Source organism: Pedobacter sp., assembly GCF_037719805.1.
Classification (GTDB): Bacteria; Bacteroidota; Bacteroidia; order Sphingobacteriales; family Sphingobacteriaceae; genus Pedobacter.
Window position 1 is genome coordinate 225,014 of the sequence record NZ_JBBJLZ010000004.1, and the last position, 14,151, is coordinate 239,164.

12 protein-coding genes are annotated in these 14,151 nt (G+C 41.0%); 3 read left to right on the plus strand and 9 right to left on the minus strand.

The window, feature by feature from the left end; genetic code table 11:
* Window positions 1-20 precede the first annotated feature (20 nt).
* On the plus strand, window positions 21-1,979 hold the full coding sequence (locus WKF66_RS14120; protein WP_489675114.1) for a glycoside hydrolase family 97 protein: 1,959 nt from the start codon (window positions 21-23) through the stop codon (window positions 1,977-1,979).
* On the opposite strand, the gene WKF66_RS14125 is transcribed toward WKF66_RS14120, so the two are convergent.
* On the minus strand, window positions 1,963-2,931 hold the full coding sequence (locus tag WKF66_RS14125; RefSeq protein WP_489675115.1) for a family 43 glycosylhydrolase: 969 nt from the start codon (window positions 2,929-2,931) through the stop codon (window positions 1,963-1,965). The genes WKF66_RS14120 and WKF66_RS14125 overlap by 17 nt on opposite strands.
* A 339-nt stretch (window positions 2,932-3,270) precedes the next feature.
* Between WKF66_RS14125 and WKF66_RS14130 the strand changes: the two genes are divergently transcribed.
* Complete coding sequence (locus tag WKF66_RS14130) at window positions 3,271-3,927, plus strand: ATP-binding cassette domain-containing protein (protein ID WP_489675116.1); 657 nt, start codon at window positions 3,271-3,273, stop codon at window positions 3,925-3,927.
* A 62-nt stretch (window positions 3,928-3,989) separates the two neighbouring features.
* Here WKF66_RS14130 and WKF66_RS14135 read toward each other — a convergent pair whose 3' ends face one another.
* On the minus strand, window positions 3,990-4,688 hold the full coding sequence (locus WKF66_RS14135) for a 3-keto-disaccharide hydrolase (RefSeq protein WP_489675117.1): 699 nt from the start codon (window positions 4,686-4,688) through the stop codon (window positions 3,990-3,992).
* Between the two features lie 10 nt (window positions 4,689-4,698).
* On the minus strand, window positions 4,699-7,374 hold the full coding sequence (locus tag WKF66_RS14140) for a c-type cytochrome (RefSeq protein ID WP_489675118.1): 2,676 nt from the start codon (window positions 7,372-7,374) through the stop codon (window positions 4,699-4,701).
* Between the two features lie 160 nt (window positions 7,375-7,534).
* On the opposite strand from WKF66_RS14140, the gene WKF66_RS14145 reads away from it, so the two are divergent.
* Entirely contained in the window at window positions 7,535-8,230 is a 696-nt protein-coding gene (locus WKF66_RS14145) for a DUF421 domain-containing protein (protein WP_489675119.1), read from the plus strand.
* A 24-nt stretch (window positions 8,231-8,254) separates the two neighbouring features.
* Here WKF66_RS14145 and WKF66_RS14150 read toward each other — a convergent pair whose 3' ends face one another.
* The 6 genes from WKF66_RS14150 to WKF66_RS14175 all read right to left on the minus strand — a co-directional run bounded on the left by WKF66_RS14150 (window position 8,255) and on the right by WKF66_RS14175 (window position 14,078).
* Window positions 8,255-9,280: a tetratricopeptide repeat protein gene (locus WKF66_RS14150; protein ID WP_489675120.1), complete on the minus strand. Its 1,026-nt coding sequence runs from the start codon at window positions 9,278-9,280 to the stop codon at window positions 8,255-8,257.
* Window positions 9,281-9,550: 270 nt separating this feature from the next.
* Window positions 9,551-10,261: a class I SAM-dependent methyltransferase gene (locus tag WKF66_RS14155; protein ID WP_489675121.1), complete on the minus strand. Its 711-nt coding sequence runs from the start codon at window positions 10,259-10,261 to the stop codon at window positions 9,551-9,553.
* Window positions 10,262-10,274: 13 nt separating this feature from the next.
* Window positions 10,275-10,433, minus strand: a complete 159-nt coding sequence (locus WKF66_RS14160; protein WP_489675122.1) for a hypothetical protein — start codon at window positions 10,431-10,433, stop codon at window positions 10,275-10,277.
* Between the two features lie 43 nt (window positions 10,434-10,476).
* The gene (locus WKF66_RS14165; RefSeq protein ID WP_489675123.1) at window positions 10,477-12,444 is read right to left on the minus strand and encodes an ATP-binding protein; all 1,968 of its coding nucleotides are present in this window, start codon (window positions 12,442-12,444) and stop codon (window positions 10,477-10,479) included.
* Window positions 12,445-12,575: 131 nt separating this feature from the next.
* A complete protein-coding gene (locus WKF66_RS14170; RefSeq protein ID WP_489675124.1) occupies window positions 12,576-12,818 on the minus strand; it encodes a hypothetical protein in 243 nt (80 codons plus the stop codon).
* A gap of 267 nt (window positions 12,819-13,085) precedes the next feature.
* Window positions 13,086-14,078 carry a glycoside hydrolase family 18 protein gene (locus WKF66_RS14175; protein WP_489675125.1) on the minus strand — a complete coding sequence of 331 codons (993 nt, stop codon included), beginning with the start codon at window positions 14,076-14,078 and terminating at the stop codon, window positions 13,086-13,088.
* Between the last annotated feature and the right edge of the window lie 73 nt (window positions 14,079-14,151).

Genomic DNA, 14,151 nt, shown 5'->3' on the forward strand with positions numbered 1-14,151 from the left:
AGAATCAGAACTAAATACAAATGAACCTTAAAAACCTATCCCTCACAACTATTTTGCTTATCTCCATTTTAACAAGTGGATTTGCACAGAAGACATTGGAACTTAAATCTCCTGAAGGAGCAATCAAAGTAGTCCTCAACTTGACAGACAGGATCCATTACTCGGTTTCCTACAATGCAGATGAGCTTCTCTCTAAAAATAGTCTGTCATTGACATTAAGGAATGATGCTTTAGGAGTCAATCCGAAATTGATAAGTGCCAAGGCTTCAGCCGAAAGCAGCATAATAAAGCCCTACATCGCTTTAAAGTACTCCACGGTAACATCTAAATACAATAAATTGCTGCTAACGTTTAAAGGCAACTATGCCGTCGAGTTTCGTGCATTCAACAACGGGGTCGCTTATCGCTTTATCACCAGCAAAAAGGGTGAGGTTGAAGTACTAAACGAAGACGTCTCTTTAAACTTCCCTGCAAGCTACAATCTGCATGTGCAGCAACCTGGTAGCTTTAAAACCGCTTATGAAGAAAATTACTCGGCTGTAAGTTCTGAAAACTGGAACACTAAGATGAGTACATTGCCAATGTTAATTGATACAAAAAAACAATATAAGATTCTAGTAAGTGAATCAGATCTCAGTGATTATCCTTGTCTGTTTCTAAAAGGAAGTGGACAGAATATGGTCACTTCGACATTTCCTAAAGCGCCACTGGAATTTGGAGAAGATGGTGATCGCAGCTTAAAAATAACCAAGGAAGCCGATTACATCGCCAAAACCACTGGTACGCGTACCTTTCCATGGAGATACTTCGTAATTTCTACAGAAGATAAACAGCTTATGGAGAATACGATGACTTTAGAGCTAGCTTCGTCAAGCGTAATTAAGGATCCAAGTTGGGTGAAACCTGGTCAGGCTAGTTGGGAATGGTGGAATGACGCGGCTCCTTATGGGCCAGATGTAAATTTTGAATCAGGCTACAACCTCGCAACCTATAAATACTATATTGATTTCGCTGCCAAATTCGGTCTTAAATATATCATCATGGACGAAGGCTGGGCAAACAGCACGACCGATCCTTATACCCCAAACCCGGAAGTTGATGTACACGAACTGATCCGTTACGGTAAAGAGAAGAACGTTGGTGTCGTGCTGTGGCTAACCTGGTTAACGGTTCATAATCACATGGAGTTATTTAAAACTTTCAAAGACTGGGGTGTGAAAGGTGTTAAAATCGACTTCATGGACCGTAGTGATCAATGGATGGTAAATTACTACGAACGGGTAGCAAAAGAGGCCGCAAAACATGAATTGTTTGTCGACTTCCATGGCGCTTTTAAACCTGCAGGCCTAGAATATAAATATCCGAATTTGATCTCTTATGAAGGTGTTAGAGGAATGGAGCAGATGGGCGGAACGCACCCTAAAAATAGCTTATTCCTACCCTTTATGCGAAATGCTGTAGGGCCTATGGACTTTACGCCTGGTGCGATGATCAGTATGCAACCAGAATCATACAGCGCTCAAAGACCAAACGCAGGAAGTATCGGCACCCGTGCATATCAGATGGCACTCTTTGTGGTGTTCGAAAGTGGCATTCAAATGCTTGCAGATAACCCGACTTTGTATTACAGAAATCTGGATTGTACAGAATTCATGACTTCAGTGCCCACAACTTGGGACGAGACCAGAGCATTGGCTGGGAAAGTTGGCGAGGTCGCGGTAGTCGCTAAGCGGAAGGGCACCAAGTGGTTTATTGGAGGGATAACTAACGGCGCAGAGAAGGTGAGGAATCTACAGGTAAACCTGGACTTTCTTGAAAAAGACAGGAGTTATACAATGACATATTTTGAAGATGGAATCAATGCTGGTCGTCAAGCTATGGACTATAGAAAAAAGACCGTACCTATTAAAGCAGGTGATAAATTCGACATTAAAATGGTTAGAAATGGAGGTTTTGCAGGGGTTATAACGCAGAACTAACTGGCCAGCCCTTACGCCATTTCAAAGGTCTGATCAGAAGTTTTGACGTACCATGTTCTGCGGCTGAATAACCATGAAATATTAAATAATCTTTGTTATTAAAGTTGGCCACAGCATTGTGGCCAACTCCATACCAGTTCTTGTCGCCTTCCAGCACCAGCCGTCCACCCCCTTCGGTTAATTTTCTTCCTTTGTCATCAACAAATGGCCCGGAAACTTCTTTAGCCCTCCCTACAATCATTTTGTAAGTGCTTTTCTCTCCACGACAACAGAAGTCGATCGAGGCGAAGAGATAGAAATAATCACCTTTCTTAAACAGGAATGGCGCTTCAATTGCGTTTGTTCGGTCTCCCCTGCTTGCTATAGTTGGCAGAGCTGCGACCGATCCTGCGGGTTTTAATCGGTCTTTAGACAACTGAACCAACTTAAGCCCGTCCCAGAAGGACCCAAAGCTTAAGTAAGGATTGCCATCGCTGTCGGTGATTAAATTTGGATCTATGGCATTCCATTGAGATTTTCCTGAGACAGATTGAATGACCAGGCCATGGTCTATCCATTTATAAGACGATTCGGACGGATCTAAGGTAACGTTTGTTGCCACTCCTATTGCAGAAGTGTTCTTGCCAAAAGTGGATATTGAGTAATATAGATAATACTTGCCAGCATTAAAAGAAATGTCAGGGGCCCATATCACACCATCAAATCCAGGTACAGCCTCGACAGCCCACTTGGGTGCCGTGGAGAATACGGGAGGTTCAGACTTCCAATTTACACGATCAGAGGATGACCATACCGTAATGCCTTTTCCAGTGCAATATAGATAGTAAGTACTACCACTCCTGATCATTACTGGATCGTGAACGTTGATGTCTTTCTTAAGATTTTGTGACAAGACAATATTTACGTTGCATAATGCCATAAGCACAAGCGATAGCAGGAGTTTTTTTAGCATATTACAACAAAAATAACAATCTCTCTCGTCCAGAATGTATTATAAACTAAAAACCGTCTATATCTCACATTTCGTGTTGCGCATCACGCTCAACCTGGTGGTAACCGGTTATTTGTCCTACCTATTTTTGATAAAAGGCTTCGATAAATACCCACTCTACATGCTAACCTTACTATTCAAAAGTATCGGATATTTTCTCTGCGGTCTCATTGAGAAATTATTACACCCACATAGGCATCACTATTACCTAAACATGAATATTGGTTATACAAAATTACTTGGGACACTCTTCCTGTTGGATTTCACCTTAATGATAGTAATTCTTAGCATAATCTACTTATGTCAGAATTATATATAGATAGCGTCGCTCACCGATATGGAGTAAACCAGGTGATTAATAACGTATACCTCAAATGTGATGTTGGTGAGGTGGTCGGCTTATTGGGAAGAAACGGTTGTGGCAAGTCCACGCTGTTAAAGATTATTTTTGGAAGCGTAAATGCTCAATACAAACATCTAAAGATCAATGATGTGCTGATTGACAAGGGATACAAGACAGGTAATATCTCTTATCTGCCTCAGGGTGCGTTTATCCCAGGAAAATTAAAACTTAAAACCCTGTTAAAGTTGTATGTCAACATATATCAAAATGAGCTTCTGCAGGTAGACATTATAAAAGAGAATCTTGATGTGCCCTTAAGAAACCTTTCGGGGGGGCAGGCACGGTTAGTCGAAGCTTTGCTTGTTATGTATGGGGACAGTGAGTTCGTCCTCTTAGACGAACCATTTTCACAGCTTGCCCCATTAATTGCAGACGAGCTAAAAATGCACATCCTTAACTTGAAAGCACGGAAGGGATTTATTGTTACTGACCATCACTATAAACAGATACTTGATATTTCAACAAGGGTTGTAATGCTACATAATGGTGGAAATTATAACATTAGGACGGCAGAAGACCTTATAATTCACGGTTACTTACCTGCAGACCGTTAGTAGTCAGTTGCCAGAGCCTCACCATTACTGAAGTACAATCGCAGTCAAAGACAAACCGACTCCTACTTTAATCGCTTCAGCCTAATGTTTTTAAATTCGACCCTCATCTCAGGAGTCACGTGTGCCTGAAGCCCTAACAGACCAGAGCTTTTCCTATGTTTAACGTCATTATCTACCGCATCGCTCATCAACACGCCATTGATGTAATGCTGCATACGATTACCCTTTACAATTAAATGATATTCGTTCCAATCGTTCGGCTTTAACACTTTGGCTAATGAGTCAGAACGTCCCAATGATTGTTCAAGAGTTGGTTTTCCGGTTGCATCAACCATTACTTTCTCGCCTCTCTTAGCAATGAAACCTCTGCCACGCTCTTCGTAGTTCAAACCGGTATACTCGTTTTTGCCGTCTATGTCTGCTTGATAGCCTTTCAATCCGAAAGCGATTCCAGGTACCATTTGACTGCGGTACTGAATTCCGCTATTTCCGCCCTTTGAAATTTTATACTGAATTTTTAACTCAAAGTCCGCAACCTCGCCTCCATCCCATATTAAAAAGGTATTTTCCTTCAACTGTTTTTCCGCAGTAACGATCCCAACGATTACTCCTCCTTCTACCTTCCAGTGCTCTTTATCGCCTTTCCAACCTTTTAAGCTTTTACCATCAAAGATTTTGACAAAACCTGTTTCCTGACTTATCCCAGAGAAACTTAAAACACATAAAACAGCCGTAGCAACCACCTTTAGATTAAACTTCATACGTAACAATTTATGGTTTCAGCGTGGAAAAAACTATATTTTCTTTATTCCCACCAGAGACCAGGTAAGCTATTAAGTCCTTCAACTCTTCTTTATTCAAACTGTTAATCATTCCTGGCATCATAATCGAAAGCTTCGAAACCGAGGTTACCACCACATCCTTTTTACTAATAGAACGAAGGGTTTGAGGTGAGAACGGATTTTGAGAGATGAAGATCTTATCTTTCGTTTCATTCTTAAATCTACCTAATATCGAACTGCCGTCTTTAAGGTAATAAGCAGTTGCTGCATACTGATCTGAAATAACTTTATTTGGATCTATGATTGATTCTAATATATCTTTCTCTGAAAAGCGGGTTCCCAAATGTGTTAGATCTGGGCCGACAGATCCGCCCTCAGCTCCAATGCTATGGCAGGAACGGCACAACGTTGCAGCGAACATCATCTTTCCGTTTTCAAAGTTTCTGTTGATCAGGCTATCCTTCACCACCGCAACCGCCTGGTCAAGCTTCCACTCTTTACCGGGACCTTTGGGCTGTACAACATCTGCAAACTTCAACTGATTATTATCTACCAAATCATTTCCTGATATCTTGTTAAAATGGGCAAATAAATCTTTTGGTACGTTCGCTAAAGCGGTCTTCCTGGCAGCGTTAATATAGCCAACGTAACTATTTCCTCCTTTATAAGAAAAGGCCTTATAAAACCACTTGAAATACTTTTCACGTAAGGCCGGAGTCCAGCCCTGCTTTGCTTCACTTAACGCAACCGCGTAGTAGGTTTGCTGCGACGGAGGAGTTTTCGATAGCATTTTAGCGAGATCAAGTCCATACTGTGGATTTTTTAAGATCAAATCAGTAGAATTGGCGATAACTTTTTGACTCCCAACACCATCTGTTGCGCCATACAGCAACGAAAGTGTTTTGGCTACAACCTTGTCATCTCCTATATAAACTAAAAGCTTACTCAACATACGGTTCAAGTCATTGCTCTTGGCCGGGTATTGTGCATTTAAATAGGTGCTAAGCTTAATTTTTTCAGCGGCAATCGGCTGACCGGTTCGTAATAATGTTAGTTCCATGGCACGCATCAGATCAATTTGCTGTGCCTCATTCAGGCTGCCGAATCTCACCTTGACCAAAGCGCTTAACATTTTACTATTCATTTCCTTACCCGCGTTTCTTGCCAGAGCAATCATCGCCTGGGTCAATATGACAGGGTTAGTTTCTGAAAGCGCCTTTCCTTGCCATTCAATCAATGGTTGATGCTCCACTGCAATTCTTGCAGCATACCTGATATTTCTGTCTTTACTTTTCAAATTAGGCCATGCAGTCTCAATAGCTTTAGGGTTAGGTCCTTTATGAAACTCCTCAAGCTCCTTTCTTAACTTTTGCGCTTCCAGGTCAGCACCAGATAGCTTCGAAACCAGTGGTTCTTTCGAAAGCGAATTGTCACCGTAATACACCCGGTACAGGTCAGACTCTAGACTCCTCCCTCCCGTAAGAAAATATAATGCGCCATCCGGTCCAATTTTGCCATCTGTCAGCGGCAACGCCTGACCAGATAAGAACTCTTCAGCATTGGTTTTGTAAGACGCTCCGTCCGGCGTTAGGTGCACCGCATAGATAATACCGAATGTCCAGTCAAATGCCAATAAGCTTCTCCTATATTTCTCTGGGAATCTAGCGTCTTTGCCGCTAATTAGATTGGTTGGTGATCCCGGACCGATATTTAACATCGCAGGGAGGTTGTCAGGATAATCAGGAGACCAGGTACCTGTTCCCGTTCTCCATCCAAATTCACTTCCGCTTGTTGCATGAAGAATTCTGGTTGGTCGGTACCAGGGCGTCCCGAAATCCCATTCCATATCTCCATCATAGACAAACATCTCACCATCTTCATTGAAGGTGAAGTCAAAAGGATTTCTAAATCCTGCAGTAATTAAGTCCCACTCGGTACCGGTTTCATTTGTACGCGCGACAAATGCGCCTGGTGCATAACGGTCTGTGGCATGACCATTTGGATCCGTAATTAAAGGAAAAGCATTGTCCTCCTTCCAGGTATTAGGTAGCAGATATCTATTCATTGGAGGCATATCCGTATAATTTCCCGCTATCATGTAAATGGATTTCCCATCCGGGGACAATACTAAACTATGCGGCCCGTGCTCCCCCTCCCCGTTGAAGGCTTTAAGTAAGCTCACTTTATCGTACTGATCATCACCGTTTGTATCTTGTAAGCGATATAAGCCACTACCCTGCTTAAACTTGTCGTCACTATTGTGATTCACCATTACATACAAACTGTTAAAAGCATAAAGCAAGCCATGGGCATAACCCATACCAATCTTCGACACCGTCGTATCGCCAATAATTAGCTTCTCCACTTTAATCTTTACAGTGTTTGTGTCTGCGCCTATCGGAGGTATGACGATTCTGTACAAAAAGCCGCTTTGATCTGACGCGATCATTCTGCCTTTATCATCGAAAGTCATGGCAACCCATGAGCCATTCTTGTGTTCAGAAGGACTATATAAATGTTCTGCTTTAAAGTCAGGTAAAAGCTTCAGCTTGTCAACTTTAGGTCCGGGAACTATCTTTTTAAAGGCAGTGAAAGATACCGTGAAAATAATAAACGCAGAAAGACAGACGAGGAGTCCTGCCGACGTTTTCCGTTTGATGGTCATAATTTAGGTTCAAATGTGGTTATTACAAGTTTATAACCTATAATTCACAATAGCAACCTGTGCTGTCCTGTTTCTTTGTAACTTAATCACTGGCCTTCTTTCCAACGATGAAATTGAAGTAATTTATTTTATTATTGTAAGTGCTTTACTAATAACAAACATGCTGCTATCAATCGACTGGACTAAATTACTTATTGGAGAAGAAGACCTGGAGTTTCTACTAGAAATCTTCCTTCGTACAATTATCATGTACTTTATTATTCTTATTGGCTTAAGATTACTTGGTAAAAGAGGCGTTAAACAGCTTTCTATTTTCGAGCTGGTCGTTATAATCAGTCTAGGTTCTGCAGCTGGCGATCCAATGTTCTATAAGGAAGTAGGGCTCTTAACACCTATTGTCGTTTTCGCCGTAATTGTAGGTGCATATCGGTTTACCACTTTCTTAATGACTAAGAGTTCAAAGCTAGATGATCTGTTGGAGGGCAAGTGTGTGTACCTGATAAAGGAGGGGAAATTTGATATTGAAGGTTTCAGAAAAGAGAACTTTGCAACTGATGAGTTTTTCTCACAATTAAGGCAACAAAGTATATCACACCTGGGACAGATAGATAAAGTAATTCTTGAGACATCCGGCAATCTAAGTGTCTATTTTTATGAAGACAAAGACGTAAAACCCGGCCTGCCAATTCTACCGGAATTATTTACTAACTGCTTCAAAAAAGTTGTTCACTCTGGGCTTTATGCCTGCACATTTTGTGGCAATGTTGAACAGTTGCACCCGGGGCCTGAAAGCCACTGCCCTAAATGTAATCGCAAAACCTGGGTACAAGCGATTAGCAACTGCCGCATAAAGTAAAATATAACACGATAAAGCTCGAACCTATTTTTCGTATTGCGCAATCAAAGTGTCAATCTGCAGGTTTCCCCTCATTTCCTTAACTGCTTTAAAATCGGCCAGCGCACCTGGAACATCGTCCAACCTAAGTCTGCAGATTCCTCTTTTATACAAGGTACTTTCACTGTCTGGATAATTTTTCAAGGCAGCATCATAATATTGAACAGCAGTATTAAATTTTCCGTTATTATAGAACACATCTCCTTGACTAGTGTAAACATTTGAGGGCTGGATCATGGCGCTCGCCACATACTTCGCCTCAGCAAACATCCTCACCGCTACATTTTTTCCATTGAGTACAGCCGGTTTCCACCTATTCTTCACTTTCTTGAATATTTTTAGGTACATGTCATCATGAGCCTGCCATATCCCCCTGATAATTTTTATGCTATCCGCCACGCCATTTTTATCAACAATGAAGCTCATACGAAATAAGGCAGTACCCTGCTCCCCCACTTTATCTTTAAGTTCATCCATGGCATACGTTTCAAAGCCCGCTGGAAGATAGAATTTAGCATAAACAGCCGAAGATTGATTGTAGACGGTATCTGTTCCATTAACTGTAAAATCAGTACCTAAATTTTTCAAATGTGACTGCTGAAACAAGTTTTCGCGTACAAAAGTATACATTAACGCATCGGGATCAGCAAATCCCTTGTTTCCTTTTCTAAGGATCTTTAGCGTATCTGTACCCCTTTTGCTTATCAAAAAGTTATTTGAGATTTCTCCTAAAGCATTGTTAATAATGAGTTGATCTTTTTTTATCTGATAGTAGGTCAACGCACCTCTATTCTGTGCTTTGGTTGTGCTATACATCACATTTGCTTCATCAAATGTATATTTTACGAAAGTGTATTTTAAAAGATTTTCATCAGGTAATGCGGCCCCATCCTTAAAAGTAACACTACTTATTACCCAGGATCCAAAGATTTCTGAAGGTTTAACTTGAGCAGAGGTGGTTTTGTACAAAGTTAAAAAGCACAGTAGGAGCGCAAACTTATATTTGGTCATGCTACTAAAATAGAAAAAGAATCACAATGCACGAAACTTTCTTAACTAAGTTAATGTTAAGCATTTTAAACACAACTATGAATAACTTTTTTAGAGGACTGATAGCTGCCTGGGGGGCGAAGAAACTAGGTGGAGGCTGTTTATCTACGATAATAATTTTTGTATTAATCTATACCTTGCTTGGTAAATGCAATAATAATAACGCAAGGGCTTCCTCATTTAACACTAAAAAGACTGTTACGGCCGTCGCTAGGTAACTATAATAAACTTTTATTCCTTCTGAAATACCAGAAAATGTTGGATTGGCATAAATTGTCCGTTTTGGATGAGCTTAAACCCATTGGCGTTTAATTCCTTACTCACCTGCTTAACGGTCATTTTATGTTCTTCCTTTATTGCAACCTTGGGATCTTCTCCTTTATATTCGATTAGTACTAATTTTCCTTGTGGTTTCAATGATTTTTTAATCGCTTGCAAAACCTCTTTTGGAAATAGCAGTTCATGGTAGACGTCGACCATAACGGCTACATCTACACTGCTTTCTGGCAGTTCGGGAGACTTTTCAGAACCTTTAACAACCACCACATTATTAACCTTAAGTCCCTTACTTTTTTCTCTTAAGTAAGTCAACGCGTCGTTTTGAATCTCCACCGCATAGATTTGTTTTACCTTCGGAGCAATTCTAAAGGTGTAGAAGCCGGATCCGGCGCCTATATCCGCCACTACGCTTTTCTTAGTTATCGGTAATCTTGATATTGCTAAATCGGTATTTTCCTCAACTGATCTGGTATTCCGTTCCAACCAGGACACTCCTTCAAAACTCATTACCTGTGCAATCTCTCTGCCCATGTAAACTTTGCCCGTGCCGTTTGATGAGGGCTGTTTGGTTGAGTAGCTATTACTAGCCTGTTGAGCATTAAGCCACCCTGCTTGAATCAAGAGGGTCAATGTAATTATGTATCTCAGTTTAGTTAGCGTCATATGAACTACAAATTTATGGTGCCGCTTCAACCGAATCGGTCGGTGCTTTGTCTGACGTAAACGTGTTATTTTTATTGAGTAGGAAGTAGATAATACCGCCTAAAACTACAATAAGCAATACATATAGCCAAAACCTGCTTTTCCGTTTAACTTGTACATCTAAATCTGCCATGTCTAATCTTTATTCAATAACCCGCAATACGAACAATTGTTTTTTAGGCCTGGTCGGTTTCCGGGGAGACCACAGGGAGACTAAAGCTGAATGTCGATCCCCTTCCAAAGTCGCTGTCTACCCAAATTTCGCCTTCATGACGGTGAATAATTTCAGCACATAAATACAGTCCAATACCGAAGCCGGAGATCGAAAACATCTGCGTTCCTTCTACCCTATAATAGCGCTCAAATATTTTCGAAGCATCCTGTGGCTTGATGCCCATTCCCTCATCACGAACACTAATTAATGCTCTTGTTCCAACAGTTACACAGGCTACATATATAGTGGTCCCAGCTACTGAATACTTAACCGCATTGCTGATCAGGTTATTTATGACTTGCCCGATCTTATCCCGGTCTGCATTAACCATAGTAGTTTCAACTGGCGCAAAGATAATCTTATGGCTCGAAATGGTATTCAGTGACTCTTCCTCCGTTTCTTTTACCAGCTGAGCTAGATCAAACAATTTATGATCAATATGTATTTTTCCCGACTCTAATCTCGAAACATTTAAGAATCCATTGATCATCGTCGTCATTTTTCCGATCTGAGTGTTCGTCTTCTCCAGAGAGCTGACTACAAATTCATCATCTTGCTTCCTCATCTTTAAAAGAAGCATCTGTACATATCCTCTCATGGAGGTTAAGGGCGTTTTAAGCTCGTGGCTTACCATGCCTATAAAATCATTTTTTCGCTCTTCATCCTTACGTTTCTCCGTGATGTCATTTAAAACCCCGGTAAGAGCTTCTGTTCCATCAACGTTCTGCATCCGACCAACGGCTCTGACCCAGCGAGTTTGCCCATCGCTATACCCTAAAATCGGGTACTCCATGTCAAACTTTGTATTATTGGTAAACACAGCTTCTAAATTCTTTACAACCATGCTGCGATAGTCTTCGTGGATCTGATTAATTGCAGTTTCAAAAGAAATACTCTCATTTGAATCAACCCCAAAAAACGTCTTCATACTTGGCGACACTTTAAATTCTTTTGTTGCTGGATTGATGGAGAATGATCCAAGTCCGGCTGCCTCCATTGCCAAACGTAAGCTTTCTTCGGCACGTTGCAACTTCTTACGAGCCACAACCTTGTCCGTGACATCGATTCCAACAATCATAATTGCATAAGCCTTATTCTGCTCATCGAGCATCGGTTCGTATACAAAATCTACATTAACGATTTCCTCTTTACCGCTTCTAATCAACATCATTTCATGTTCATCGGCATGAAAGCTTGTGCCTGTGGCAAACACATTATTTATAATCGGCTCATAATGGACGGCTATCTCAGCATTTACTGTCCAGAATGGATTTACAGAAAGCTCCTCCCTCGTTTTTCCAATCAGGTTAAGAAATATATCGTTCACCTCAACGGCATAAAGGGGATCGCCTTGAACGATACACATGCCTACAGGAGCTTGATTGACCATATTTTTAATGTTTCCTTCCTGGGCTTTCAATCGGTCTAAGGCGACTTGCTTTTCAATCGCCTGCTCACGCATACGTTCCTGAATATCGATTAGCTCCTCATTAGCTACCGCTAATTCTTCATTCGATGAGACAAGTTTCTCGTTGGAAGCGTTTACCTCTAAAAGTTCATCATTGGTCACGTCGGTTGCAAAACAAAGCACTCCGGTAATACTTCCAAGCTCATTGCGCATCGCCTGAAAGTTGTAATTATAAATCACAATCTTTTTTTCATCGTTAAACAGTAATTCTACTGAATTCTTTATAGATTGATCAGCCTTGCCGCTGTCGTAGACTTCCTGAATTAGTGTGATTAAGGATTGTTCTGTATGCTCGGGCAGTGCATGTAAAAAGCGCATTCCCAGTATAGATTTGTCTTTACCCCAAACTTTTAAAGCAGCGTTATTAGCTACCGTAATCACAAGATCTTCTCCCGAGCACAAGTAGACTGGATATGGAGACGCTTCAACTATGCGCTCGTAAAGGCTTTCTGCTGATTTCAAGGTGTGCTGGTTAGTTTCGATATTTTGAGAACATGGTAATAACTAACAGCTATGCATTTTGTTTCCTATTAGGAACAAATAGGTACAAGTACTTATTGATCGTAGTTGTAAAAGCTACCTATAATCTGAAGCTATGAAATTTCGCAAAATTTGCTGTCAACGCTATTACCAATGAACAAACTAAGCTTATCCGCTTTACCTTTAATTTTCTTTTTGAGTTCCGGCACCTGCTCCTGAAAGTCCTTTAATACCTTCTCTATGTCCTGATTATCAGGAATATTGATGAAAATGTGATTGCGGTCACTCGCAATCAACCATCCGTCATACTTCTGTTTCTGCAGTAGTTGTATCCATTCCTCTTTATAAGCGCTCATAACGTAAAATTAGTAAATCCTCTGAGTAAAATTGGCTATGCGAACCTTAATATATTTTCGACTTTACTTTGTTGTTACCAGGGCGTTGCTAGGGCGTTGGTAGGGCCTTGCTAGGGCCTTGATAGGGCTAACGGCCCTAGCAACCCCCTGGCAAGGCCGGACCAAGGGCTTCCTAGGCATAGACATGCCTCCAAGACAAGCCAGGCGAGTATAAGAGTAAAGGATAGTTGGCAAGCGCTCGAATGGGAGTCTAATCTGGGAAAATTACTATTTCATTAGTCCAGCATGAACCGCTTTTCGCAAATCACCGACGTCAGTATCCGCTCCGTAATCCCAGTACATTGCACCCAACAAACCTCTTTTTAAAAGATGTTCACACTTTATCGCAATAGATCTTGAAGTTTCATAGGTTAGAACAAATTCGCCATTAGCATTCACCCAATAAGGGGCCTGTGCTTCTTCGTCCCACATGGGCTTAAACCTAGTTATTTTTATAATGTCTCTGTAATCAACGTAGTCACCCACACCATTTCTCCCATGACCATAAAATGGAATACCCAATACCAGTCTACCGATGGGCATCCCGGCATTAACATGAGCAGTAATTGCTTCATCAACGGAAATTCCGCTGGTAAACCTAGATTTAAATAAGCCAGCGTGATGATAGGGTGGGTTCGCCATATCATAAGCCATTATATTTACAAAGTCAACGATCGGATAGATCGCATTGAAATCGATGTATTTAGCGTCCGCAGCTGAAGCCAGTGTTAACAGTTTTTTTTTACCAATTTGAGCTCTGATTTCCTGCATCATCAAAGTGTAATTCTTGGTATCATCCGGAGAGTTCGAAATCTTCGCTGCATTGCTTGTTGGATATTCCCAGTCAATATCTATACCGTCAAGCTTGAACTCTTTAAGCACCCGCTGGCAGTCTTTGGCAAAGGACTTCCTATTTTCATGGGATGCCGCCATCTCACTAAATTTTCCACTGCCCCACCCTCCTATAGAAATCATGACCTTGAGATTTGGAAACTGATCTTTTAGGCTAACGATACTTTTCAGTCGACTTGGATTGTCAACTTTTATGCCGTTGAAAATGTCATTGACGTGTCCAAAAGCATAATTGATGTGGGTAACATAGTTAGGGTCGGGTATTACAGTGGTCCATGACGTTACATATGCCACTATAATTGGCTTCGGTTTAGCACAACATATATTGATTGTTAATGCAATGATTACTAGAAATTTAAAACCTTTCATAGGGTGAGTAATTTAATTAAAGATAAAAGTTATAATTAACATCATTTAACAACATGGTAAGTTCTCACCTGAT

Bases quoted from the DNA above. Each gene is read 5' to 3' on its own strand.
- WKF66_RS14170 (WP_489675124.1), bottom strand. From the start codon at position 12,818: ATGAGCGCTTATAAAGAGGAATGGATACAACTACTGCAGAAACAGAAG.
- WKF66_RS14130 (WP_489675116.1), top strand. From the start codon at position 3,271: ATGTCAGAATTATATATAGATAGCGTCGCTCACCGATATGGAGTAAAC.
- WKF66_RS14160 (WP_489675122.1), bottom strand. From the start codon at position 10,433: ATGGCAGATTTAGATGTACAAGTTAAACGGAAAAGCAGGTTTTGGCTA.
- WKF66_RS14140 (WP_489675118.1), bottom strand. From the start codon at position 7,374: ATGACCATCAAACGGAAAACGTCGGCAGGACTCCTCGTCTGTCTTTCT.
- WKF66_RS14145 (WP_489675119.1), top strand. From the start codon at position 7,535: ATGCTGCTATCAATCGACTGGACTAAATTACTTATTGGAGAAGAAGAC.
- WKF66_RS14120 (WP_489675114.1), top strand. From the start codon at position 21: ATGAACCTTAAAAACCTATCCCTCACAACTATTTTGCTTATCTCCATT.
- WKF66_RS14125 (WP_489675115.1), bottom strand. From the start codon at position 2,931: ATGCTAAAAAAACTCCTGCTATCGCTTGTGCTTATGGCATTATGCAAC.
- WKF66_RS14175 (WP_489675125.1), bottom strand. From the start codon at position 14,078: ATGAAAGGTTTTAAATTTCTAGTAATCATTGCATTAACAATCAATATA.
- WKF66_RS14155 (WP_489675121.1), bottom strand. From the start codon at position 10,261: ATGACGCTAACTAAACTGAGATACATAATTACATTGACCCTCTTGATT.
- WKF66_RS14135 (WP_489675117.1), bottom strand. From the start codon at position 4,688: ATGAAGTTTAATCTAAAGGTGGTTGCTACGGCTGTTTTATGTGTTTTA.
- WKF66_RS14150 (WP_489675120.1), bottom strand. From the start codon at position 9,280: ATGACCAAATATAAGTTTGCGCTCCTACTGTGCTTTTTAACTTTGTAC.